Raw genomic sequence first — 21262 nt, 5'->3', positions numbered from 1 at the left:
TATGAGGAGAAAATTCCGCGTGGCTTTTAGTCATGCGGTTTTTTCTTGAATTCTTAATAGTTCGTTCACATATAACAGGGCGGATTATTGTATAATTCATATTAGTGAAATGCCAGAAAGGAAGTGGAAGAAGTGACGGTAGATCACCAGAATAGCGGAGACTTAAATTATAAGCCGATACCCGGAAGCGCAGATCCTTTAGACGACGAAGTCACACAGATCGATATAGAGAAACTCCTCAGGAAAAGAGATCTGACAGATGATTTCAAGATCCTTATGATGAAGTACGATTGTGCTCTTACAGAAGTAAGGACAAGACTTGGAATACTCAACAAAGAGCTCTCCCTGAGAAACAAAAGAAACCCCTTTGAGTCCATCAAGATGAGACTCAAGACTCCGGTCAGTATCTTTTACAAGCTGGAGAACAAGGGCGCTGATTTCAACATTGAGAATATCAATAAGTACCTGTCGGATATAGCGGGAATCAGAGTTATCTGTTCCTTTGTAGATGACATCTATATGCTTGCCGACTGCCTTGAGAGACAGGATGATATCAGGATCCTGCAGCGCAAGGATTATATTGAGACTCCCAAGGATACAGGATACAGAAGCCTTCACCTTATCATTGAAGTTCCTATCTATCTTACGGAAGAGAAGGAATACATGAAGGTAGAGGTTCAGTTCAGAACAATAGCAATGGACTTCTGGGCAAGCCTTGAGCATGAGATGAAGTATAAAAAAGACATTGAGAACGCCGAGGTTATAACCGAGGATCTTAAGTTCAGTGCAGACCTGATCAATCAGATCGATATGCGAATGCAGCAGATCAGAGATAAGATCGATGAGTCGAAGTAGTATAGAGTTTATTCTATATAATAAAGAAGGATGCGTGAGAAGTTCACGCATCCTTTTTGTATTGGATCAGTTTATCTTGCTGTCCATCTTCCGCTGGCTCCGCAGGGGAGGATAAGACCATTGCTCTTTACAGGAAGGCCGATTTCCTCTGCCTCAACTTCGCCCTTATGGATTGGATCAAGGACAGTGTGAAGCATATAGGAAAGAACTGCCGGCTGAAGTCCTGTTGTATATGAATTAATAAGGAAGAAGAGCGGATTGTCGGAAAGCAGCTGTGATGAGAGTTTAATAAACGGGAATACGCTGCTCTCAATCTTCCATATCTCACCCTTTGGTCCTCTTCCATAGGAAGGAGGATCCATGATGATGGCATCGTACTTGTTGCCTCTTCTTATTTCTCTTTCAACAAACTTAGTACAATCGTCCACCAGATATCTGATGGGTGCTTCTGCTAAACCTGATGAAGCCGCGTTCTCTTTTGCCCAGGCAACCATACCCTTGGAGGCATCGACGTGTGTAACACTGGCGCCGGCCTTGGCAGCTGATACTGTGGCTCCTCCAGTGTAAGCAAAGAGGTTGAGAACCTTGATTGGACGATCTGCCTTCTTTATTAATGAAGAGAACCAATCCCAGTTGGCAGCCTGTTCAGGGAAAAGACCTGTGTGCTTGAAGCTGAAGGGCTTTAAATTAAAGGTAAGATCTCTGTAGGTTATTGACCACTCCTCGGGGAGATTATGAAACTCCCATTCACCGCCGCCCTTGTTGCTGCGGTGATAATGGCCGTTGGGTTTCTTCCAGCCGATATGTCTTTTGTCCGTGTTCCAGATTACCTGGGGGTCGGGACGAACCAGAAAATAATCACCCCAGCGCTCAAGCTTCTCACCTGTTGAGGTATCTATGACTTCATAGTCTTTCCAATTGTCTGCTATCCACATATTTTTTCTCCATAGAATAGTTCTTTTCTTTATTAAATATGATATACTAAATCGATTTTTGTGACAAATGCACGAAACATAATACATCTATATATGGTCAGAGGCTATACGGATAGGGTAATAGGTTAAAATACATCAAGAAAAACCGCTATAAAAGGCTGATTTTATATTAAAAGTGATTAATTTTCAAAAACTTGTTGCATATGCACAAAAAATGTTTTATACTAACAAACGCTGTGACATGATAGCTATGAAGCGTGAGGTTGCTGCTTATCCAGTTGAGCAGGTTTTCCGTGGAGCGAATGTCTAGAGGCCGGAATAATGGCCAAACAAACTGACGACAAGTCACTGTACAGACAATTGTAAGTCTGCCTACTAACCCAAAGGCAGAAACGACGTGTAGATAGTTCCAAGGCCTTACTTTGTGATAAGGGTCAGGACACACACGGGAGAGTGTACAGTCACCGCTTGTCGTACTTAGATCAAAAAGTGCGAAAAGGAGGCGACTTTTTTTATGGCAAATCAGGTAATGAGAATTACTCTTAAGGCTTATGATCATCAGCTTGTTGATGCATCAGCCAAGAAGATCATCGAGACAGTCAAGAAGAACGGATCTCAGGTTAGTGGACCAGTGCCTCTTCCTACTAAGAAGGAAGTTGTTACAATCCTCAGAGCGGTTCACAAGTATAAGGATTCCAGAGAGCAGTTCGAGCAGAGAACTCACAAGAGACTTATCGATATCATCACACCTACATCAAAGACAGTTGAGGCTCTTCAGAGACTCGAGATGCCTGCAGGTGTAAACATCAACATCAAGATGAAATAATTCATCTTTGATAATAGAAACAATCAATTCACCTCTACTAGTATGATGCGAGACGCATGATGCCGTGAAAAACTGGAGAATTGTCAATCGTTGCAGACAATTAAAGCGACATTGCGAATGAAGTAAGCATCCGCTGTAGACGTAATAAGGAGGTAAAAAACATGAAGAAGGCTATTTTAGCTACTAAGGTCGGAATGACCCAGATCTTCAAAGAAGATGGTTCACTGGTTCCTGTAACTGTTCTTCAGGCAGGACCATGCGTAGTAACACAGATCAAGACAGTTGAGAACGATGGTTACAGCGCTGTTCAGGTTGGATTTGTTGACAAGAAAGAAAAGGTTGTTAACAAGGACAAGAACGGAAGCAAGACAATCTACCACCGTCACGGAGCAACAAAGGCTGAGCAGGGACATTTCAAGAAGGCTGGAGTTTCTTGCAAGAGATATGTAAGAGAGTTCAAGTTCGAGAATGCTGCTGATTATGCACTTGGTGCTGAGATCAAGGCTGATATCTTCGCAGAAGGCGACAAGATTGATGCAACAGCTGTTTCAAAGGGAAAAGGATTCCAGGGTGCTATTAAGAAGAACGGTCAGCACAGAGGACCTATGGCACACGGTTCCAAGTTCCACCGTCATCAGGGTTCTAATGGTTCCAGTTCAGATCCCAGCCGCGTATTTAAGGGCAAGGGAATGCCTGGTCACATGGGCAGCGTAAAGGTAACAGTTCAGAATCTTGAGGTTGTAAGAGTAGATGCAGACAAGAATCTTATTCTTGTAAAGGGCGCTATTCCTGGACCTAAGAAGGGACTTGTTGCTATCAAGGAAACCGTAAAGGCTGAAAATTAATTAAGCGCGAAAGGAGGACCATACAGATGGCTAATGTATCTGTTTACAATATGGAAGGCAAAGAAGTTGGCAAGATCGATTTAAACGATGCTATCTTCGGAGTTGAAGTAAATGAACATCTCGTACACATGGCAGTTCTTCAGCAGCTCGCTGACAAGCGCCAGGGTACACAGAAAGCAAAGACACGTTCTGAAGTTTCCGGAGGCGGAAGAAAGCCTTGGAGACAGAAGGGAACAGGTCACGCAAGACAGGGATCTATCAGAGCTCCTCAGTGGAAGGGCGGCGGAGTTGTATTCGCTCCTGTACCAAGAGATTACTCTTTCAAGATGAACAAGAAGGAGAAGAGAGCTGCACTTAAGTCTGCACTTACAGACAAGGCTCAGAACAACAACCTTATCGTAGTTGACGAGCTTAAGTTCGATGAGATCAAGACTAAGAAGTTTGCAGAGGTTATGAACAACCTCAAGGCTACACGTAAGGCACTTGTAGTACTTGCTGACAACGATCAGAACGTAGTACTTTCAGCAAGAAACCTTGCAGAGGCAAACACAACACTTACAAACACACTTAATGTTTATGATATCGTAAACGCTAGAACACTCGTCCTTACAAAGGATGCAGTAGCAAAGATAGAGGAGGTGTATTGCTAATGGCAGCATTACAGTATTATGACGTAATCCTTAAGCCTGTTCTTACAGAGAAGAGTATGAACGCAATGGCAGATAAGAAGTACACTTTCCTTGTTAATCCTGAAGCTAACAAGACACAGATCAAGGAAGCTGTAGAGAAGATGTTCGAGGGAACAAAGGTTAAGAAGGTTAACACCCTCAACGCTGACGGCAAGATGAAGAGACGTGGCATGACAATTGGTTTCACAGCTAAGACTAAGAAAGCAATCGTTCAGCTCACAGAGGACAGCAAGGACATCGAGATCTTCCAGGGACTCTAATTTAAGAACTAATGAATATACGTGCGAATCCAATTTGAGTCCGGGATTCAGCGCTAAGCGCCGGGCACGTGATAAAAACAAAAGGAGAAATAATCATGGGAATTAAGAAATACGGCCCATATACCCCATCCAGAAGAAACATGACTGGATCTGATTTTTCAGAGATCACAAAGAGCACTCCTGAGAAGTCACTCATTGTTTCAAAGAACAGCAAAGCTGGTCGTAACAATCAGGGTAAGATCACAGTAAGACATCGTGGATGCGGCGGCAGAGTTAAGTACAGAATCGTTGATTTCAAGAGAAACAAGGACGATATGCCTGCAAAGGTTATCGGAATTGAGTATGATCCTAACAGATCAGCAAATATCGCACTTATCCAGTACGAGGATGGCACAAAGGCTTATATCCTTGCACCTAACGGATTAACAGATGGCATGACAGTTATGAACGGTGCTAACGCAGAGATCCGTGTTGGTAACTGCCTCCCACTTTCACAGATTCCTGTCGGTGAAAACGTACACAACATCGAGCTTTATCCTGGAAAGGGCGGCCAGATGGTTCGTTCAGCAGGAAACGCTGCACAGCTCATGGCTAAAGAAGGTAAGTACGCAACACTTCGTCTTCCTTCAGGCGAGATGAGAATGGTTCCTATCGAGTGCAGAGCAACAATCGGTGTTGTAGGAAATGGTGATCACAACCTTATCAACTATGGTAAAGCCGGACGTATTCGTCACATGGGCATCCGTCCTACAGTTCGTGGTTCTGTTATGAACCCTAACGACCATCCACACGGTGGTGGAGAAGGAAGAGCTCCTATCGGACGTTCTGGTCCTAGCACACCTTGGGGTAAGCCAGCTCTTGGTTATAAGACACGTAAGGCTAAGAAGGCTTCCAACAAGCTCATCGTAAGAAGAAGAAACGGTAAAGCCATCAAATAAGGAGGAATAAAATGTCTAGATCACTTAAAAAGGGACCTTTTGCAGACGCAAGCCTGCTTAAGAAGATAGATGCTATGAACGCAGAGGGCCAGAAGCAGATTATCAAGACTTGGTCACGTCGTTCTACAATTTTCCCGTCTTTTGTTGGACACACTATCGCTGTTCATGACGGAAGAAAGCATATTCCTGTATATGTTACTGAAGATATGGTTGGACACAAGCTCGGTGAGTTCGTTCCTACCAGAACCTTCAAAGGACATGCTGGAAATTCTCCCGTTGAGAGAAAGAGCAGCATAAACTAATTAGTTATTCAATGAAAGGAGGTCTACTAACGTGGAAAAGGAAATTAAGCATAGATCACAAATTAAAAGAGCAAGAAATCGTGACAATAGAGAGACAAGACCTTTTGCTAAGTTATCTTACGCAAGAATACCAGTTCAGAAGGCATGCTTCGTAATGGACGCTATCAGAGGAAAGGATGTTGAGACTGCACTTGCAATCCTTGCATACAATCCAAGATATGCATCAAGCGTTATCTACAAGCTCCTTAACAGCGCTGTAGCAAACGCTGAGAACAACAAGGGTATGAACAGAGCTAATCTCTATGTTGCTGAGTGTACAGCAAGCAACGGCCCTATCATGAAGAGAATTCAGCCTAGAGCACAGGGCAGAGCTTACAGAATCAACAAGAGAATGAGTCATCTGACTGTTGTATTGGACGAGAGATAATTGAAAGGAGAACCAAGTAATGGGACAGAAAGTTAATCCTCATGGCCTCAGAGTTGGTGTTATCGCTGACTGGGATTCAAAGTGGTATGCTGAGTCATCAGATTTCGCTAACAATCTGGTTGAAGATTACAATATCAGAAAATTTCTGAAGAAGAAGTTATATGCTGCCGGTGTTTCTAAGATTGAGATCGAGAGAGCATCAGACAGAGTAAAGGTTATCGTATACACAGCTAAGCCCGGTGTTGTAATCGGTAAGGGCGGTGCTGAGATCGAAGTAACAAAGAAGGAGCTTTCAAAGCTCACAGACAAGAAAGTTCTTGTTGACATCAAAGAGATCAAGAAGCCTGATAAGGATGCACAGCTTGTTGCAGAGAACATTGCACAGCAGCTTGAGAACCGTGTATCTTTCAGAAGAGCTATGAAGTCTTGCATGAGCAGAACAATGAAGACAGATGCCCTTGGTATCAAGGCTTGCTGCTCAGGACGTCTTGGTGGCGCAGATATCGCTCGTTCAGAGTTCTACAGCGAGGGAACAATTCCTCTTCAGACACTCAGAGCAGATATCGACTATGGTTTTGCTGAGGCTGACACAACTTACGGAAAAGTTGGTGTTAAGGTATGGATCTACAAGGGTGAAGTACTTAAGTCAAAGGCAGTTGAGAATTCAGATAAGGAAGGGAGCGATAAATAATGTTAATGCCAAAGAGAGTTAAGCACCGCAAGCAGTTCCGCGGTTCAATGGCTCATAAAATCACTCGTGGTAACACAATCACTTATGGTGAGTACGGAATTGTTGCGCTTGAGCCTTGCTGGATCAATTCAAACCAGATCGAGGCAGCCCGTGTAGCTATGACACGTTTCATCAAGCGTGGTGGTCAGGTATGGATCAAGATTTTCCCTGACAAGCCAATCACTTTAAAGCCTCTTGGAACACGTATGGGTTCCGGTAAGGGTGCAACTGATAGATGGGTAGCTGTTGTTAAGCCTGGTCGTGTAATGTTCGAAATCGGTGGAGTTGCCGAGGCCGATGCGAGAGAAGCTCTTCGTCTTGCGACACACAAGCTTCCTTGCAAATGCAAGATCGTTTCAAAGGCTGATTTGGAAGGCGGTGTATCTAAATGAAGACAAATAAGTATGTAGAAGAGCTTCTGGCTAAGTCATCAGAAGAGCTCCAGACAGAGCTTGTAACAGCTAAGAAGGAACTTTTCAATCTGAAATTCCAGAACGCTACAAACCAGCTGGATAATACAGCAAGAATTAAAGAAGTAAGAAGAAATATTGCAAGAATCCAGACTGTAATCACACAGAATGCTAAGGCTGCTAACTAAGCCGGTGTTAGCCTAAATCTAAAAGGAGAAATTGATCGTGGAAAGAAATTTAAGAAAAACGCGTGTTGGTAAAGTAACAAGCGATAAGATGGACAAGACCATCACAGTTTCCATTGAGGACCATGTTAAGCACCCTCTTTACAAGAAGATCGTAAAGAGAACCTATAAGCTTAAGGCTCATGACGAGAACAACGAGTGCCGTATCGGTGACACAGTTAAGGTCATGGAGACAAAGCCAATCTCCAAGGATAAGAGATGGAGACTTGTATCCATTATTGAACGTGCAAAGTAATTCGAAAAAAGGAGAAATATCATGATTCAGCAGGAAAGTAGACTTAGAGTCGCTGATAACACAGGTGCTAAAGAGCTTCTTACAATCCGTGTTATGGGTGGATCTACAAGAAGATATGCGAGAATCGGCGACACAATCGTAGCTTCTGTTAAAGAAGCAACACCCGGCGGAGTTGTAAAGAAGGGTGATGTTGTAAAGGCTGTTGTCGTTCGTACTGTTAAAGAGACACGTCGTAAGGACGGTTCCTACATCAGATTTGATGAGAACGCTGCTGTTGTTATCAATGAAGATGGTACGCCTAAGGGAACACGTATTTTTGGACCAGTAGCTAGAGAGCTTCGTGAGAAGAAGTTCATGAAGATTCTTTCTCTTGCTCCTGAAGTATTATAAGGAGGCGCCTAGATGTCAACAAGTAAGATCAAGAAGGGCGATACTGTAAGAGTAATCGCTGGAAAAGAGCTCGGCAAGGAAGGCAAGGTTCTTTCTGTTGATGCTAAGAACGGAAGGGTAGTCGTTGAGGGCCTTAACAAGGCTACAATACACGAGAAGCCTTCAGCAAAGAATCCTAATGGCGGAGTGGTAGAAAGAGAAGCTGCTCTTGATATCTCAAACGTTGTTTATCTTCATAAGGGACAGCCTACCAAGATCGGATTCAAGGTTGAGAAGGACGAGAATGGTAAGGTTGTAAAGAAGAATCGTGTTGCTAAGAAGACCGGCGACATCATCGACTGATAAGGAAAGGAGGTAAATTACGTTGAGTAGATATAAGGATTTATACAAGAATGAGATCGTTGATGCTATGACAAAGAAGTTCGGTTACAAGAATGTAATGGAAGTTCCAAAGCTCGACAAGATCGTTATCAATATGGGTGTTGGAGAAGCAAAGGAGAATGCTAAGCTTCTTGAGAACGCTGCAAATGATATGACCATTATTTCCGGTCAGAAGCCTGTTATCACAAAGGCTAAGAAGTCAATCGCTAACTTCAAGTTAAGAGAGGGTATGCCTATCGGATGCAAGGTAACTCTTCGTGGTGATAAGATGTACGATTTCCTTGATCGTCTCGTAAACCTTGCACTTCCTCGTGTACGTGACTTCAGAGGAATCAATCCTAACTCTTTCGACGGAAGAGGTAACTATGCTCTTGGTATCAAGGAGCAGCTCATCTTCCCTGAGATCGAGTATGACAAGATTGATAAGACAAGAGGTATGGATATCATTTTCACAACAACTGCTAAGACAGACGAAGAGGCTAGAGAGCTTCTTACACTGTTCAATATGCCTTTTGCAAAGTAATTAAGGAGGAAATAAGACACAATGGCTAAATTATCCATGAAGTTGAAACAGCAGATGAAACCAAAGTTCTCTACACGTGCTTATAACCGTTGTAAGATCTGCGGTCGTCCTCATGCTTATCTTAGAAAGTACGGAATCTGCAGAATTTGCTTCCGTGAGCTTGCATATAAGGGCGAGATTCCTGGTGTAAGAAAAGCATCTTGGTAAAACTAATCACTTGGCGAGGTCTTTTCGAGCCTAGTGTACTAGTTTGTTCTGGCGAGGGCGCAGCCCGAGAGCAGAACTTCCTTGTGATCTTGGATGGGGATCACATTTTATAAAAGTATTACTCTAAGAAATGAGAAACACATAAGCGCGCATTGCGGCTTCGTGTCTCTGCTCAATTCGGGGAGTAGTAAGGCGAAGCAAAAATAATTAAGGAGGCAAATTTAAAATGGCAATGAACGATCCTATTGCAGATATGCTTACAAGAATTCGTAACGCAAATACTGCAAAGCATGACACAGTTGATGTTCCTTCTTCAAAGATGAAGCTTGCAATTGCAAACATTCTTCTTGAGGAGGGTTATATTAAGAAGCTTGATGTTGTTGAAGATGGCGCTTTCAAGAATCTTCACATCACTCTTAAGTACGGTGCTGACAGAAACGATAAGGTTATCACAGGTCTTAAGAGAATCTCAAAGCCTGGTCTTCGTGTATACGCAGGCAAGGATGAGCTTCCCAGAGTATTAGGTGGTCTTGGTATTGCAATCATTTCTACAAACCAGGGCGTTGTAACTGATAAAAAGGCAAGAGAGCTCCAGGTTGGCGGCGAAGTTCTTGCATTCATTTGGTAAATTGGAGGTACGGGCATGTCACGAATTGGAAAAATGCCAATCGCAGTTCCTGCTGGTGTAACAGTAGAAGTTGCAGAAAATAATAAGGTGACTGTAAAGGGACCTAAGGGAACCCTTACAAGAGTATTCCCTGCAGAGATTTCTTTCGAGCAGGAGAATGGACAGATCGAGGTTAAGAGACCAGACGATCAGAAGAAGACTAGAGCATTACATGGTCTTTCAAGAAGCCTTCTCAACAACATGGTTGTTGGTGTAACAGATGGTTTCGAGAAGAAGCTTGAGGTTAACGGTGTAGGTTACAGAGCTGCTAAAAACGGCAAGACACTCTCTCTGACACTTGGTTATTCACACCCTGTAGAGCTTGTTGATCCTGAAGGAGTTGAGACAGTTGTAGAGGGACAGACAATCACAGTTAAGGGAATTGACAAAGAGGCGGTTGGCCAGCACGCTGCTATCATCAGAGAAAAGAGAGCTCCAGAGCCTTATAAGGGCAAGGGAATCAAGTATGCTGATGAAGTTATCAGACGTAAAGTTGGTAAGACCGGTAAGAAATAATTAAGAAGGAGAGTGCACAATGGTTAGTAAGGAATCAAGATCAAAAGTACGTGCTAAGAAGCACATGAGAATCCGTAATCGTTTCAGCGGCAGTGCTGAGAGACCTAGACTCGCAGTATTCAGAAGCAATAACCACGTATATGCTCAGGTTATTGATGACGTAAATGGCACAACACTTGTATCTGCTTCAACTCTTGAAAAGGATATCAAGGCTGAGCTCAAGAATACAGACGACATCGAAGCAGCAACAAAGATCGGAGATGTTGTAGCAAAGAGAGCATTAGAGAAGGGTATCAAGGCCGTAGTTTTTGATAGAGGCGGTTATATCTATCATGGTAAGGTTAAGGCTCTTGCTGATGCAGCCAGAGAAGCTGGCCTGGAATTCTAAGAAGGGAGAAGTTTACAAATGAAGCGTAATATCGTTGATGCAAGTCAGCTGGAATTAACAGATAAAGTTGTAACCATCAAGCGTGTTACAAAGGTTGTTAAAGGTGGACGTAACATGAAGTTCACAGCCCTTGTAGTTGTTGGTGACAACAACGGACACGTTGGTGTTGGTCTGGGTAAGTCAACAGAAATCCCGGATGCTATCCGTAAGGGTAAGGAAGATGCTACTAAGAACCTTATTACTGTTCCTCTTGATGAGAACAACAGTATCACACATGATTTCATCGGTAAGTTCGGCTCAGCTGAAGTTTTACTGAAGAGATCACCTGAAGGTACCGGTATCATCGCTGGTGGTCCTGCTCGTTCTGTATGTGAGCTTGCAGGTATCAGAAACATCAGAACAAAGTCACTTGGTTCAAACAACAAGCAGAATGTTGTTTATGCTACAATCAATGGTCTTGCTCAGTTAAAGACACCTGAAGAGGTAGCAGCAAAGCGCGGTAAGTCTGTAGCAGAAGTTACTGCATAATAGGAGGAAAAATCAATGGCAAGCGAGAAGAAACTTAAGATCACATTGGTTAAGTCCACAATTGGCGCTGTACCTAAGCAGGTAGCAACAGTAAAATCAATGGGATTCAAGAAGCTTAACAGCAGTGTTGAGCTGCCTGACAACTCTGCAACAAGAGGTCAGATCCAGCAGATCAGACACCTTGTTAAGGTTGAAGAGATCTAATTAACATTACAATCATCCGAAACCGTATCACGATAGCGCGAGTGGCCTATGGCTGCGTATAGCGCTTGGGGTTTCGGCATTAATAAGGAGGAATATCATGGAATTATCAAACTTAAGACCCGCTGAGGGTTCTGTACAGAGCGATAATTTTAGAAGAGGCCGTGGTCATGGTTCAGGAAACGGCAAGACTGCCGGTAAGGGACACAAGGGTCAGAAGGCTCGTTCAGGAGCACCAAGACCTGGTTTCGAAGGTGGTCAGATGCCTCTGTTCAGAAGACTTCCTAAGAGAGGCTTCAAGAACATCAATCACAAGAATATCGTAGGAATCAACGTATGTGCTCTTGACGTATTTGAGGATGGTGCAGTTGTTGATGTACAGGCACTCAAGGATCAGGGTATAATCAAGAAAGAACTTGATGGCGTTAAGATTCTTGGAAACGGCGAGATTACTAAGAAGCTTACGGTTAAGGCTAATGCTTTCAGTGCAGTAGCTAAGGAGAAGATCGAGGCACTTGGTGGAACAACAGAGGTGATCTAATGTTTAAATCCCTAATGAATGCATTAAAGGTCAAAGAAATAAGAATGAAGATTCTTTTTACTTTCTTTATGCTCTGCGTAATCAGGCTCGGATCTGCTATTCCCGTACCGGGAATGAACACAGCTGTTTTCCGTAACTGGTTCAGCGGACTTACAGAGAGTGACGCTTTTGGCTTTATGGATCGATTCACCGGTGGATCATTTGAGAACATGTCAATCCTGGCACTCAATATCACACCGTACATCACATCTTCCATTATCATTCAGCTTCTCACAATTGCTATTCCTAAGTTTGAGGAGTGGCAGAGAGACGGAGAGGACGGAAGAAAGAAACTTACAGCGCTTACAAGATACATCACTATCGCATTAGCGCTTATCGAGTCCATCGCAATGGCAATTGGTTTCTACAGGAACACAGGATTCCTCACAGAGCAGAATCCATTCCTTGTAGTTCAGATTGTAGCAGCTCTTACAGCTGGTAGTGCATTCCTGATGTGGGTTGGTGAGAGAATCACCGAGAATGGGGTTGGAAACGGAATTTCTATCGTCCTGACTATTAACATTCTTTCAAGAATGCCGTCAGACATCAGCTCATTATTTGAGCAGTTCGTAAGTGGAAAGCCTATTGCTAGGGGAGTAGTTTCAGCGATTATTATTTTGGCTGTTATTGTTGCAATGGTAGTACTGGTTGTTCTTCTTAACGGCGCTGAGCGCAGGATTCCTGTACAGTATGCCAAGAAGATCCAGGGTAGAAAGACCTATGGTGGACAGCGTTCAGAGATCCCTCTGAAAGTTAACACTGCAGGTGTTATGCCTATCATCTTTGCAATGTCACTCTTCCAGTTCCCAATCATTATCAGCCAGCTGGCTGGTTATCAGGGATCAGGTACCTGGGGTAAGATTCTTGCTTACCTTAACCAGAGTAACTGGTGCAATCCAAACCATTGGAATTATTCAATCGGACTTTTGGTTTATATTTTATTACTTATCTTCTTCGCGTATTTCTATACATCAATTACCTTCAATCCTATTGAGATTGCAGATAATATGAAGAAGCAGGGCGGATTTATACCCGGAATCAGACCCGGTAAGCCTACAAGTGATTACCTTACAGGTATTCTCAATTACATCATTTTCATTGGAGCATGTGGACTGACAATAATCGGTGTACTTCCAATTTTCTTCAATGGTGTATTTGGCGCAAGTGTTTCATTCGGAGGAACATCACTTATCATCGTAGTAAGTGTTATCCTTGAGACAATCAAACAGATTGAATCACAGATGCTTGTTCGTAATTACAAAGGTTTCCTGGAAGATTAAGCTATGATACAATAATAAGAGGCGTAAAGGTCTGCACAGCGCAGATCTTGAAACCTCTTATCTTAATTTTTGAGAAGGGTGAATGAGTATGAAAATTATTATGTTAGGTGCACCTGGTGCAGGAAAAGGAACACAGGCTAAGATGATCGCGGAGAAGTTTGATATTCCGCATATCTCAACAGGAGATATCTTCAGAGCCAATATCAAAAACGGTACTGAGCTTGGCAAAAAGGCCAAGGAGTACATGGACAAAGGACAGCTTGTTCCGGATGAGCTCACAGTTGAGATCCTTCTGGACAGAGTAGCTGCAGACGATTGCAAGAACGGATACGTTCTTGATGGATTCCCACGTACAATCCCACAGGCAGATGTTCTTGACAAAGAGCTTACAAAGCTCGGCGACAAGGTTGATTTCGCAATCAACGTTGATGTTCCCGATGAGAATATCGTTCGCAGAATGTCAGGCAGAAGAGCATGCCTTAAGTGTGGTGCAACCTATCATATTGAGCACATTCCTCCAAAGAAGGAAGGAATCTGCGATAAATGTGGAAGCGAGCTTGTTCAGAGAGATGATGATAAGCCTGAGACAGTTCAGAACAGATTATCAGTTTATCACGAGCAGACTCAGCCTCTTATCGACTACTACAACAAGAAGAATATCTTGAAGTCAGTAGACGGAACAAAAGACATGCAGGAAGTATTCAGTGATATTGTAAATATCTTAAACGCATAAGAATATGGCTATTACGATCAAAACTGATGAAGAAATAGAACTTATGCGACAGTCAGGGCATCTTTTAGCAAAGGTTCATGATGAACTGCATGCTGCTCTAAGACCCGGAATCTCTACCTTTGAGCTGGATGAGATCGGCGAGAAGGCTATCCGTGCACTTGGTGGAATACCAAACTGCAAAGACTATGAGGGATTTCCTGCCTCTGTTTGCATATCTGTGAATGACGAGGTTGTTCACGGAATACCAAGTAAAGATAGGATCCTGAAGGAGGGAGACATAGTCACCTTCGATACAGGACTTATATATAAAGGCTTTCATTCTGACGCAGCAAGAACATGGGGCGTCGGCAAGATCAGTGACGAAGCTCAGGATCTTATTGATGTGGCCAGGGACAGCTTTTTTGAAGGAATCAAAAAGGCCAGAGCAGGACACAGACTAAATGAGATATCAAGAGCGGTTGACAACTATGTTACAAGTCACGGATATGGTGTTGTCAGAGAGCTCACAGGCCATGGAATAGGCAAAAGCCTCCATGAAGACCCGATAGTGCCGAACTATAAGAAATTCTGGCCTGGGCCTAAGCTTAAAAAGGGCATGACAATATGCGTAGAACCCATGATAACTCTCGGTGAGAGATATGTAGGCTGGTTAGATGACGAATGGACGGTGGTTACCGTTGACGGTAAGCTCTCTGCCCATTATGAAAATACAATAGCCATCACGGATGGTGAACCAGAGATACTGACTATCATTTGACAGTAAGGATTTAAGGAGGATAAAGATGTCAAAGGCTGATGTAATTGAAATTGAAGGAAAGGTTATTGAGAAGTTGCCCAACACAATGTTCCAGGTTGAGCTTGAGAACGGACACGTTGTTCTTGCTCATATCAGTGGCAAACTCAGACAGAACTTCATCAGAATTTTGCCCGGTGACAAGGTAACACTTGAGCTGTCACCATACGATCTTACAAAGGGCAGAATTATTTGGAGAGATAAATAATCAGATTGTTTAAACCGGAGTGTATAGCACTCCGGTTTTGTGTTATACTGATGAATTGAAAGGTTCACACAATTTCAGATTGGAGGAGAATATGGGAGAAAAAAGACAGGCTATTTATGATGCCACAACATTGGGGAAGCCGAAAATGGCGGTTTTAGGTTTGCAGCACATGTTTGCTATGTTTGGAGCAACCATTCTGGTTCCTATTTTGGTCAACGGCTATTTTAACGGTGAGGGACTTTCAGTCCAGGTAACACTATTCTTTGCAGGACTTGGTACACTTCTTTTTCATCTTTGTTCTAAATTCAAGGTTCCGGCTTTTCTGGGATCATCATTCGCATTTCTCGGCGGCTTTGCCACAATAGCAAATCTTAATACAGGAAAATATGCAAACATGACATACGGAGAGAAGCTCCCTTATGCATGTGGCGGTATTGTTGTTGCAGGACTTCTTTATCTTGTTCTTGCACTTATTTTCAGACTGGTTGGCGTTAAAAAGGTTATGCACTACCTTCCACCTGTTGTTACAGGACCGATCATCATCTGTATCGGACTTTCACTTGCACCTTCAGCTATCGGAAATGCTTCAGCTAACTGGATTCTTGCAATCATCGCATTTTTGGTTGTAATCATCTTTAATATCTGGGGTAAGGGAATGTGGAAGATTATTCCTATCCTTATGGGAGTAGTAATTTCTTATGTTGTTGCTGTTATTTTCCAGGCTTTTGGAATGACCAATGCCGACGGATCAGCAATCATTGATTATGCACCTATTGCTACAGCTGCTTGGGTTGGACTTCCTAAGTTTGTAATCGCTAAATTTGATGTTACAGCAATCCTTGTTATGGCACCTATTGCAATTGCAACCATGATGGAACATGTTGGTGACATCTCTGCTATCTCTGCTACAACATCCAAGAATTTCATAGAAGATCCCGGTCTCAACAGAACTCTTCTTGGTGACGGACTTGCAACTGCACTTGCAGGAATGTTTGGCGGACCTGCAAATACAACCTATGGTGAGAACACAGGTGTCCTTGAGCTTTCTAAAGTATATGATCCTAAGGTAGTAAGAATTGCAGCTGTTTATGCAATCATCGTCAGCTTCATTCCTAAGATTGCCGATATCATCGGAACAATGCCAACAGCTATCATCGGCGGAATAAGCTTTGTACTATACGGAATGATCTCAGCTATCGGTGTCAGAAACGTAGTTGAGAATAAGGTAGACTTCACTAAGTCAAGAAACCTTATCGTTGCTGCAGTAATTCTTGTATCAGGTCTTGGATTTACAGATGGCCTCACATTTACAATCGGAAGCACATCAATAACACTTACTTCACTGGCTATCGCAGCTCTTCTCGGAATCATCTTAAATGCTGTTCTTCCGGGTAATGATTACAATTTCGGAGATAATCATAAGGGCGATATCAACAGAGGTGTTAGCTTTAACAATATTGAAGAAGAATAATACCGAAAAAATAATCGATTTTTTGTAAAAAACCTGTTGCGTATTGAATTTATTTGTGTTATATTATAAGTCGGTCTTTTTGTGAGAAGGGCATATTATGCCCTTTTCAAGGCATTTTATCCATGCGTAAGAAAGGAGTAACAATGAAAGTTAGGTCTTCTGTTAAGCCTATGTGCGAGAAGTGCAAGGTTATCAAGAGAAAGGGCGTTATCAGAGTTATCTGTGACAACCCTAAGCACAAACAGAGACAGGGTTAATTCGAGCCACTTCGGATTACTTTTTGATACCAATATAGAACATGCTGATCTATAGCGTATTGGAAAGATCGGACCCGTTTCTGTCCGATTGGGCGTAGCTTAAAAGCCCCAATCAAACAAGTAACTATTTTTATCATTATTATTTATTTTTATGGAGGATTTTTAAATGGCTCGTATTGCAGGTGTTGATTTACCTAGAGATAAGCGAGTAGAGATCGGTTTGACATACATCTACGGTATCGGTAGAACAAGCTCAAACAAGATTCTTGAAGTAGCAAAAGTAAATCCGGACACACGTGTTCGTGATCTTACAGACGATGAAGTTAAGAGAATTGCCGAGGTTATCGGTAACGACTACGAAGTAGAAGGTGACCTTAGAAGAGAAGTTGCCATGAACATCAAGAGACTCACTGAGATCGGATGTTACAGAGGCGTACGTCACAGAAGAGGACTTCCTTGCCGTGGTCAGAGAACTAAGACAAATGCAAGAACAAGAAAAGGACCAAAGAGAACAATCGCTAACAAGAAGAAATAATCTTCATTAGCCTTTGAATATGAACCCGGGCATGGCGAGTTCAGAACAGTAACAAAAAACAAAGATTTATAGGAAGAAAGTAGGTTAGTTTAAAATGGCAAATCAGAAATCATCAGCAGCAAAGAAATCAGCTGCTAAGAAACGTGTCAAGAAAAACGTTGAACACGGACAGGCACACATTCAGTCATCTTTCAATAACACAATCGTTACATTGACAGATGCTGCAGGAAACGCTCTTAGCTGGGCAAGTGCCGGTGGTCTGGGATTTAAGGGTTCAAGGAAATCTACTCCTTATGCTGCACAGGTAGCTGCAGAGACAGCAACTAAGGCTGCACTTATTCACGGCCTTAAGACTGTTGATGTATTCGTTAAGGGACCAGGATCAGGAAGAGAAGCTGCAATCAGAGCTCTTGCTGCAAGTGGCCTTACAGTTACATCTATCACAGATGTAACACCTGTACCACATAACGGATGCAGACCACCTAAGCGTCGTAGAGTATAATCATACTCATTGTTTGCGGGTTACATGTGCAAATATAGATTATATTTTTGACAATTAACTCGTTGGACGAAGGTGCGAATTATTTAGCATTGTAAACAACATCAGATGAAGACATCATCTGAGAAAAAGAAAGGAGCCAAAAAATGGCAGTAAACAGAGTTCCCGTTTTAAAGAGATGCAGATCTCTTGATCTTGATCCAACATTCCTTGGATATGACAAGAAGTCAAAGAGAACATCAGCTAGAGCTGGTAAGAAGATGAGTGAGTACGGACTTCAGCTTCGTGAGAAGCAGAAGGCTAAGTTCATTTATGGAGTACTTGAGAAGCCTTTCAGAAACTACTATGACAGGGCTGATAGAATGAAGGGTCAGACAGGTTCAAACCTTATGACAATTCTTGAGACAAGACTTGATAACGTAGTTTTCAGAATGGGATTTGCAAGAACAAGAAGAGAAGCTAGACAGGTTGTTCTTCACAAGTTCATCACTGTAAATGGCAAGGTTATCAACATCCCTTCATACCTCATCAAGGCTGGTGATGTTATCGAAGTAAAAGAGGCTGCAAAGAATATCCAGAGATTTAAGGATATCTCAGAGATCACAGCAGGCAGACTTGTTCCTGAGTGGATCGATGTTAACAAAGAGAGCCTTCAGGGCACAATCAAGGAGCTTCCTTCAAGAGAAGCTATTGACGTTCCTGTAGATGAAATGCTTATCGTCGAGTTGTACTCTAAATAATAATTGCTTAGCAATTCATTATTATTATAAAATGTTAACAAACCACATAAGGAGGGTATATCAGTGTTTGATTTTGAAAGACCAAATATTGAAGTTGCTGAAATCTCAGATGATAAGAAGTATGGTAAATTCGTAGTCGAGCCTCTTGAGAGAGGTTACGGTATTACACTGGGCAATTCCCTTCGTAGGATTATGCTCTCTTCATTACCAGGAGCAGCAGTAAGTCAGGTCAAAATCGAAGGCGTATTACATGAGTTCAGTTCTATTCCCGGAGTTAAGGAAGATGTAACTGAGATCATCATGAACATCAAGAACCTTTCAATCAAGAACAGTTCTGATACAAACGAGCCAAAGACTGCATACATTGAGTTCAATGGTGAGGGCGTTGTAAAGGCTTCTGATATTCAGGTTGACCAGGATATCGAGATCATGAATCCTGATCAGGTTATCGCCACACTTTCCGGTAAGGATGCTAAGCTCTACATGGAGCTCACCATCACAAAGGGAAGAGGATATGTAAGCTCTGACAAGAATAAGACCGGTGATCTTCCTATCGGTGTGATCGCTATCGATTCTATCTATACTCCTGTTGAGAGAGTAAATGTAACTGTAGAGAACACTCGTGTAGGTCAGGTTACAGACTTTGACAAACTTACACTTGATGTTCACACGGATGGAACACTTGGTCCCGACGAGGCTGTAAGCCTTGCAGCTAAGGTTCTCAGTGAGCACTTAAGCCTGTTCATTGATCTTTCCGAGAATGCTAAGACCGCTGAGGTTATGGTAGAGAAGGAAGACGATGAGAAGGGCAAAGTTCTCGAAATGTCAATTGATGAACTTGAGCTTTCAGTTCGTTCATTCAACTGCCTTAAGAGAGCAGGCATCAATACCGTTCAGGAGCTTGCTAACAAGACTTCAGACGATATGATGAAGGTTCGTAATCTTGGACGTAAGTCACTTGAGGAGGTTCTTGCTAAGCTTGATGAGCTCGGACTTTCACTCAGACAGGACGGCGAATAATTTTGTTATATGATTTCCGCTGAAGGTAAATCCGATGCGTACTGAGGTGGATTCTCATAATGGATCATTAACAGCATCTAAGGAGTAAGACCGATGTGCATCCTTTGATGTACCACAGCAGGGGGAACCCTGCAAATGAGAAAGGAAGTAATTTAAAATGGCAATGTACAGAAAGCTTGGAAAAGCAACAAAACCTAGGAGAGCACTTCTTCGTAACCAGGTAACAGCACTTCTTTACAATGGTAAGATCATTACCACAGAGGCAAGAGCTAAGGAAATCAAGAAGATCGTAGAGCCTATGATCACTCTTGCAGCTAAGGAGAAGGACAACTTCGAGACAGTTACTGTTGAAGCTAAGGTTCCTGAGAAGGACAAAGATGGCAAGAGAGTAAAAGAAGTTGTAGATGGCAAGAAGGTTACAAAGTATACAACTGTTAAGAAGGAAATCAAGAAGGATCTTCCTTCACGTATGCACGCAAGACGTCAGCTCCTTAAGACTCTTTACCCTGTAACTGAGGTTCCTACTGAGAAGGCAGGAAGAAAGAAAAACACTAAGGAAGTTGATCTCGTAGCTAAGCTTTTCGATGAGTATGGCCCTAAGTACGCTGGACGTAAGGGTGGTTATACAAGAATCGTTAAGATCGGCCAGAGAAAAGGCGATGCAGCTATGATGGTTGTACTTGAGCTCGTTTAATAACAAGCCACTTAAAAGGGATACGGCAATAGCCGCATCCCTTTTTTATTTCTCTTATTTCTTTTCAAAGTGTTGGTAATCTTTACTGTTATTCCAGTCTCCACCCCATTTAAAGCCATGCTCCTTAAAGAGCTTATAAGCCAGATCGTTTTCATCAATCTTGTACGGGAATGAAGCTGATCTGTCTGCATAGGCTTCGCTGCCTGCAGGTGATACATTTGTTGTGCCATCCTTGTTATAGGTGATATAAGGGTTGTAGAAAGGATTTATGTCTATTGCACGACCGTAAGCATGGTTTGAAAGTCTTGTGGTTCCTTCAACCACTCTGTAGTTGAAACAGGAGGTATTGTTTGCCAGCATCGATGCTGTGTCATCTCCTCCGTATTCATCCACCAGTTTTACACTTTCCAGTTGATAATCGTTTGAATACAATTCGTAGAAAATCTCTACCATATCCTGGGCAAGAGCTTTGTTGCATATCAGCTCGCCCTTCTGAGGCTCGCCGTTAAAATCTACATACATAAGTCCGACATACCTGAGTTCATCTAGTGATACTGTGCAGTCAACAGGATAGGATATTCCTGAGATACGCTTGAAGACTTCATTGGAGATTGGCTCATAGTAAAATCCATCCATGTAGGTGATCCTCTCGGGTGACGGTTCAGGTTCCGGCTCAGGTTCTTCGATGATTTCAGGTTCGGGCTCGGGCTGCGTCTCTTCGATGACTTCAGGCTCGGGTTCTGCAACAACTTCAGGCTCCGGCTCTTTTACAGGCTCCGGTTCAGGCTCCTTAACTTCTTCTATAGTTGATGAAACTGCAGCTGCTTCCGGATTCTTTTTTGCATAGTCGTAAAGAGTTTCGCCTCTTGCAAGAAACCTTGCTCCAATGGCGGCAATGATGATAACTCCTGCCAGAAGTGCCAGCTCTTTTAAGTACTTGATTTTCATGTTGTT

The 21262-nt window shown here is 42.7% G+C and carries 35 protein-coding genes; 33 read left to right on the top strand and 2 right to left on the bottom strand.

The features are described 5' to 3' along the window. The first annotated feature begins 132 nt into the window (after window positions 1-132). Window positions 133-855: a GTP pyrophosphokinase gene (locus G589_RS18885; protein ID WP_242826413.1), complete on the top strand. Its 723-nt coding sequence runs from the start codon at window positions 133-135 to the stop codon at window positions 853-855. A 71-nt stretch (window positions 856-926) separates the two neighbouring features. Here G589_RS18885 and G589_RS0104350 read toward each other — a convergent pair whose 3' ends face one another. After that, window positions 927-1790, bottom strand: coding sequence for a class I SAM-dependent methyltransferase (locus G589_RS0104350; protein WP_026521230.1), 864 nt, complete (start codon window positions 1788-1790; stop codon window positions 927-929). 514 nt (window positions 1791-2304) lie between these two features. On the opposite strand from G589_RS0104350, the gene rpsJ reads away from it, so the two are divergent. The 32 genes from rpsJ to rplQ all read left to right on the top strand — a co-directional run bounded on the left by rpsJ (window position 2305) and on the right by rplQ (window position 20308). Beyond that, on the top strand, window positions 2305-2616 hold the full coding sequence (rpsJ, locus tag G589_RS0104345) for a 30S ribosomal protein S10 (protein ID WP_013279995.1): 312 nt from the start codon (window positions 2305-2307) through the stop codon (window positions 2614-2616). Between the two features lie 161 nt (window positions 2617-2777). Beyond that, on the top strand, window positions 2778-3461 hold the full coding sequence (gene rplC / locus G589_RS0104340; protein ID WP_022769980.1) for a 50S ribosomal protein L3: 684 nt from the start codon (window positions 2778-2780) through the stop codon (window positions 3459-3461). A gap of 26 nt (window positions 3462-3487) precedes the next feature. After that, window positions 3488-4111, top strand: coding sequence for a 50S ribosomal protein L4 (rplD, locus tag G589_RS0104335; protein WP_022764353.1), 624 nt, complete (start codon window positions 3488-3490; stop codon window positions 4109-4111). Continuing rightward, window positions 4111-4410 carry a 50S ribosomal protein L23 gene (gene rplW / locus G589_RS0104330; RefSeq protein WP_022764354.1) on the top strand — a complete coding sequence of 100 codons (300 nt, stop codon included), beginning with the start codon at window positions 4111-4113 and terminating at the stop codon, window positions 4408-4410. Before rplD ends, rplW begins: the two co-directional genes overlap by 1 nt. A 95-nt stretch (window positions 4411-4505) precedes the next feature. Next, complete coding sequence (rplB, locus tag G589_RS0104325) at window positions 4506-5348, top strand: 50S ribosomal protein L2 (RefSeq protein ID WP_022764355.1); 843 nt, start codon at window positions 4506-4508, stop codon at window positions 5346-5348. A gap of 11 nt (window positions 5349-5359) precedes the next feature. After that, window positions 5360-5650, top strand: a complete 291-nt coding sequence (gene rpsS, locus G589_RS0104320; protein ID WP_022764356.1) for a 30S ribosomal protein S19 — start codon at window positions 5360-5362, stop codon at window positions 5648-5650. A gap of 31 nt (window positions 5651-5681) precedes the next feature. Beyond that, window positions 5682-6077 carry a 50S ribosomal protein L22 gene (gene rplV / locus G589_RS18880; protein ID WP_022764357.1) on the top strand — a complete coding sequence of 132 codons (396 nt, stop codon included), beginning with the start codon at window positions 5682-5684 and terminating at the stop codon, window positions 6075-6077. Window positions 6078-6096: 19 nt separating this feature from the next. After that, window positions 6097-6768: a 30S ribosomal protein S3 gene (gene rpsC, locus G589_RS0104310; protein WP_022764358.1), complete on the top strand. Its 672-nt coding sequence runs from the start codon at window positions 6097-6099 to the stop codon at window positions 6766-6768. Then, on the top strand, window positions 6768-7199 hold the full coding sequence (gene rplP, locus G589_RS0104305) for a 50S ribosomal protein L16 (protein WP_022769978.1): 432 nt from the start codon (window positions 6768-6770) through the stop codon (window positions 7197-7199). The genes rpsC and rplP overlap by 1 nt, the downstream gene beginning before the upstream one ends. Beyond that, window positions 7196-7405, top strand: a complete 210-nt coding sequence (gene rpmC, locus G589_RS0104300) for a 50S ribosomal protein L29 (RefSeq protein ID WP_022764360.1) — start codon at window positions 7196-7198, stop codon at window positions 7403-7405. The genes rplP and rpmC overlap by 4 nt, the downstream gene beginning before the upstream one ends. Before the next feature lie 37 nt (window positions 7406-7442). Continuing rightward, entirely contained in the window at window positions 7443-7697 is a 255-nt protein-coding gene (rpsQ, locus tag G589_RS0104295; protein WP_013280005.1) for a 30S ribosomal protein S17, read from the top strand. A 21-nt stretch (window positions 7698-7718) separates the two neighbouring features. Then, window positions 7719-8087: a 50S ribosomal protein L14 gene (rplN, locus tag G589_RS0104290; protein ID WP_022764361.1), complete on the top strand. Its 369-nt coding sequence runs from the start codon at window positions 7719-7721 to the stop codon at window positions 8085-8087. A 12-nt stretch (window positions 8088-8099) separates the two neighbouring features. Next, window positions 8100-8429, top strand: coding sequence for a 50S ribosomal protein L24 (gene rplX, locus G589_RS0104285; RefSeq protein WP_022764362.1), 330 nt, complete (start codon window positions 8100-8102; stop codon window positions 8427-8429). A 22-nt stretch (window positions 8430-8451) separates the two neighbouring features. Then, entirely contained in the window at window positions 8452-8991 is a 540-nt protein-coding gene (rplE, locus tag G589_RS0104280; protein ID WP_022764363.1) for a 50S ribosomal protein L5, read from the top strand. A 21-nt stretch (window positions 8992-9012) separates the two neighbouring features. After that, window positions 9013-9198, top strand: a complete 186-nt coding sequence (locus tag G589_RS0104275) for a type Z 30S ribosomal protein S14 (RefSeq protein ID WP_022764364.1) — start codon at window positions 9013-9015, stop codon at window positions 9196-9198. Between the two features lie 226 nt (window positions 9199-9424). Next, a complete protein-coding gene (gene rpsH, locus G589_RS0104270) occupies window positions 9425-9826 on the top strand; it encodes a 30S ribosomal protein S8 (RefSeq protein ID WP_013280010.1) in 402 nt (133 codons plus the stop codon). Window positions 9827-9841: 15 nt separating this feature from the next. Then, window positions 9842-10381 carry a 50S ribosomal protein L6 gene (rplF, locus tag G589_RS0104265; protein WP_022764365.1) on the top strand — a complete coding sequence of 180 codons (540 nt, stop codon included), beginning with the start codon at window positions 9842-9844 and terminating at the stop codon, window positions 10379-10381. Between the two features lie 19 nt (window positions 10382-10400). Continuing rightward, window positions 10401-10769 carry a 50S ribosomal protein L18 gene (rplR, locus tag G589_RS0104260; RefSeq protein WP_022769976.1) on the top strand — a complete coding sequence of 123 codons (369 nt, stop codon included), beginning with the start codon at window positions 10401-10403 and terminating at the stop codon, window positions 10767-10769. 18 nt (window positions 10770-10787) lie between these two features. After that, window positions 10788-11297: a 30S ribosomal protein S5 gene (rpsE, locus tag G589_RS0104255; RefSeq protein ID WP_022764367.1), complete on the top strand. Its 510-nt coding sequence runs from the start codon at window positions 10788-10790 to the stop codon at window positions 11295-11297. Window positions 11298-11312: 15 nt separating this feature from the next. Further along, the gene (gene rpmD / locus G589_RS0104250; protein WP_022764368.1) at window positions 11313-11501 is read left to right on the top strand and encodes a 50S ribosomal protein L30; all 189 of its coding nucleotides are present in this window, start codon (window positions 11313-11315) and stop codon (window positions 11499-11501) included. A 97-nt stretch (window positions 11502-11598) separates the two neighbouring features. Then, on the top strand, window positions 11599-12039 hold the full coding sequence (gene rplO, locus G589_RS0104245; RefSeq protein WP_026521229.1) for a 50S ribosomal protein L15: 441 nt from the start codon (window positions 11599-11601) through the stop codon (window positions 12037-12039). Continuing rightward, entirely contained in the window at window positions 12039-13358 is a 1320-nt protein-coding gene (gene secY, locus G589_RS0104240; protein ID WP_026521228.1) for a preprotein translocase subunit SecY, read from the top strand. Before rplO ends, secY begins: the two co-directional genes overlap by 1 nt. An 88-nt stretch (window positions 13359-13446) precedes the next feature. Continuing rightward, window positions 13447-14091, top strand: a complete 645-nt coding sequence (locus G589_RS0104235) for an adenylate kinase (protein WP_026521227.1) — start codon at window positions 13447-13449, stop codon at window positions 14089-14091. A 4-nt stretch (window positions 14092-14095) separates the two neighbouring features. Further along, window positions 14096-14848, top strand: a complete 753-nt coding sequence (map, locus tag G589_RS0104230) for a type I methionyl aminopeptidase (RefSeq protein WP_026521226.1) — start codon at window positions 14096-14098, stop codon at window positions 14846-14848. 25 nt (window positions 14849-14873) lie between these two features. After that, window positions 14874-15092: a translation initiation factor IF-1 gene (infA, locus tag G589_RS0104225; protein ID WP_013280019.1), complete on the top strand. Its 219-nt coding sequence runs from the start codon at window positions 14874-14876 to the stop codon at window positions 15090-15092. 91 nt (window positions 15093-15183) lie between these two features. After that, a complete protein-coding gene (locus G589_RS0104220) occupies window positions 15184-16563 on the top strand; it encodes a uracil-xanthine permease family protein (protein ID WP_026521225.1) in 1380 nt (459 codons plus the stop codon). Window positions 16564-16706: 143 nt separating this feature from the next. Continuing rightward, window positions 16707-16820: a 50S ribosomal protein L36 gene (gene rpmJ / locus G589_RS0104215; RefSeq protein WP_013280022.1), complete on the top strand. Its 114-nt coding sequence runs from the start codon at window positions 16707-16709 to the stop codon at window positions 16818-16820. 166 nt (window positions 16821-16986) lie between these two features. Further along, window positions 16987-17355 carry a 30S ribosomal protein S13 gene (gene rpsM, locus G589_RS0104210; RefSeq protein ID WP_026521224.1) on the top strand — a complete coding sequence of 123 codons (369 nt, stop codon included), beginning with the start codon at window positions 16987-16989 and terminating at the stop codon, window positions 17353-17355. 94 nt (window positions 17356-17449) lie between these two features. Continuing rightward, entirely contained in the window at window positions 17450-17857 is a 408-nt protein-coding gene (gene rpsK / locus G589_RS0104205) for a 30S ribosomal protein S11 (RefSeq protein ID WP_022764376.1), read from the top strand. Window positions 17858-18000: 143 nt separating this feature from the next. Next, the gene (rpsD, locus tag G589_RS0104200; protein ID WP_022769966.1) at window positions 18001-18594 is read left to right on the top strand and encodes a 30S ribosomal protein S4; all 594 of its coding nucleotides are present in this window, start codon (window positions 18001-18003) and stop codon (window positions 18592-18594) included. A 63-nt stretch (window positions 18595-18657) separates the two neighbouring features. Beyond that, the gene (locus G589_RS0104195) at window positions 18658-19614 is read left to right on the top strand and encodes a DNA-directed RNA polymerase subunit alpha (protein ID WP_022764378.1); all 957 of its coding nucleotides are present in this window, start codon (window positions 18658-18660) and stop codon (window positions 19612-19614) included. A 157-nt stretch (window positions 19615-19771) separates the two neighbouring features. Beyond that, window positions 19772-20308: a 50S ribosomal protein L17 gene (rplQ, locus tag G589_RS0104190; protein WP_022769964.1), complete on the top strand. Its 537-nt coding sequence runs from the start codon at window positions 19772-19774 to the stop codon at window positions 20306-20308. A 54-nt stretch (window positions 20309-20362) separates the two neighbouring features. On the opposite strand, the gene G589_RS0104185 is transcribed toward rplQ, so the two are convergent. Beyond that, window positions 20363-21256 carry a M15 family metallopeptidase gene (locus G589_RS0104185; RefSeq protein ID WP_026521223.1) on the bottom strand — a complete coding sequence of 298 codons (894 nt, stop codon included), beginning with the start codon at window positions 21254-21256 and terminating at the stop codon, window positions 20363-20365. Window positions 21257-21262: the final 6 nt, after the last annotated feature.

This window comes from Butyrivibrio sp. VCB2001 (assembly GCF_000423965.1).
GTDB lineage: Bacteria > Bacillota > Clostridia > Lachnospirales > Lachnospiraceae > Butyrivibrio.
The sequence above is the reverse complement of the archived record's forward strand: the minus strand, read 5'-3'. Positions and strand labels throughout refer to the sequence as shown.

Bases quoted from the DNA above. Each gene is read 5' to 3' on its own strand.
- G589_RS0104350 (WP_026521230.1), bottom strand. From the start codon at position 1,790: ATGTGGATAGCAGACAATTGGAAAGACTATGAAGTCATAGATACCTCA.
- rpsJ (WP_013279995.1), top strand. From the start codon at position 2,305: ATGGCAAATCAGGTAATGAGAATTACTCTTAAGGCTTATGATCATCAG.
- rplC (WP_022769980.1), top strand. From the start codon at position 2,778: ATGAAGAAGGCTATTTTAGCTACTAAGGTCGGAATGACCCAGATCTTC.
- rplD (WP_022764353.1), top strand. From the start codon at position 3,488: ATGGCTAATGTATCTGTTTACAATATGGAAGGCAAAGAAGTTGGCAAG.
- rplW (WP_022764354.1), top strand. From the start codon at position 4,111: ATGGCAGCATTACAGTATTATGACGTAATCCTTAAGCCTGTTCTTACA.
- rplB (WP_022764355.1), top strand. From the start codon at position 4,506: ATGGGAATTAAGAAATACGGCCCATATACCCCATCCAGAAGAAACATG.
- rpsS (WP_022764356.1), top strand. From the start codon at position 5,360: ATGTCTAGATCACTTAAAAAGGGACCTTTTGCAGACGCAAGCCTGCTT.
- rpsC (WP_022764358.1), top strand. From the start codon at position 6,097: ATGGGACAGAAAGTTAATCCTCATGGCCTCAGAGTTGGTGTTATCGCT.
- rplP (WP_022769978.1), top strand. From the start codon at position 6,768: ATGTTAATGCCAAAGAGAGTTAAGCACCGCAAGCAGTTCCGCGGTTCA.
- rpmC (WP_022764360.1), top strand. From the start codon at position 7,196: ATGAAGACAAATAAGTATGTAGAAGAGCTTCTGGCTAAGTCATCAGAA.
- rplN (WP_022764361.1), top strand. From the start codon at position 7,719: ATGATTCAGCAGGAAAGTAGACTTAGAGTCGCTGATAACACAGGTGCT.
- rplX (WP_022764362.1), top strand. From the start codon at position 8,100: ATGTCAACAAGTAAGATCAAGAAGGGCGATACTGTAAGAGTAATCGCT.
- G589_RS0104275 (WP_022764364.1), top strand. From the start codon at position 9,013: ATGGCTAAATTATCCATGAAGTTGAAACAGCAGATGAAACCAAAGTTC.
- rpsH (WP_013280010.1), top strand. From the start codon at position 9,425: ATGGCAATGAACGATCCTATTGCAGATATGCTTACAAGAATTCGTAAC.
- rplF (WP_022764365.1), top strand. From the start codon at position 9,842: ATGTCACGAATTGGAAAAATGCCAATCGCAGTTCCTGCTGGTGTAACA.
- rplR (WP_022769976.1), top strand. From the start codon at position 10,401: ATGGTTAGTAAGGAATCAAGATCAAAAGTACGTGCTAAGAAGCACATG.
- rpsE (WP_022764367.1), top strand. From the start codon at position 10,788: ATGAAGCGTAATATCGTTGATGCAAGTCAGCTGGAATTAACAGATAAA.
- rpmD (WP_022764368.1), top strand. From the start codon at position 11,313: ATGGCAAGCGAGAAGAAACTTAAGATCACATTGGTTAAGTCCACAATT.
- rplO (WP_026521229.1), top strand. From the start codon at position 11,599: ATGGAATTATCAAACTTAAGACCCGCTGAGGGTTCTGTACAGAGCGAT.
- secY (WP_026521228.1), top strand. From the start codon at position 12,039: ATGTTTAAATCCCTAATGAATGCATTAAAGGTCAAAGAAATAAGAATG.
- G589_RS0104235 (WP_026521227.1), top strand. From the start codon at position 13,447: ATGAAAATTATTATGTTAGGTGCACCTGGTGCAGGAAAAGGAACACAG.
- map (WP_026521226.1), top strand. From the start codon at position 14,096: ATGGCTATTACGATCAAAACTGATGAAGAAATAGAACTTATGCGACAG.
- infA (WP_013280019.1), top strand. From the start codon at position 14,874: ATGTCAAAGGCTGATGTAATTGAAATTGAAGGAAAGGTTATTGAGAAG.
- G589_RS0104220 (WP_026521225.1), top strand. From the start codon at position 15,184: ATGGGAGAAAAAAGACAGGCTATTTATGATGCCACAACATTGGGGAAG.
- rpmJ (WP_013280022.1), top strand. From the start codon at position 16,707: ATGAAAGTTAGGTCTTCTGTTAAGCCTATGTGCGAGAAGTGCAAGGTT.
- rpsM (WP_026521224.1), top strand. From the start codon at position 16,987: ATGGCTCGTATTGCAGGTGTTGATTTACCTAGAGATAAGCGAGTAGAG.
- rpsK (WP_022764376.1), top strand. From the start codon at position 17,450: ATGGCAAATCAGAAATCATCAGCAGCAAAGAAATCAGCTGCTAAGAAA.
- rpsD (WP_022769966.1), top strand. From the start codon at position 18,001: ATGGCAGTAAACAGAGTTCCCGTTTTAAAGAGATGCAGATCTCTTGAT.
- rplQ (WP_022769964.1), top strand. From the start codon at position 19,772: ATGGCAATGTACAGAAAGCTTGGAAAAGCAACAAAACCTAGGAGAGCA.
- G589_RS0104185 (WP_026521223.1), bottom strand. From the start codon at position 21,256: ATGAAAATCAAGTACTTAAAAGAGCTGGCACTTCTGGCAGGAGTTATC.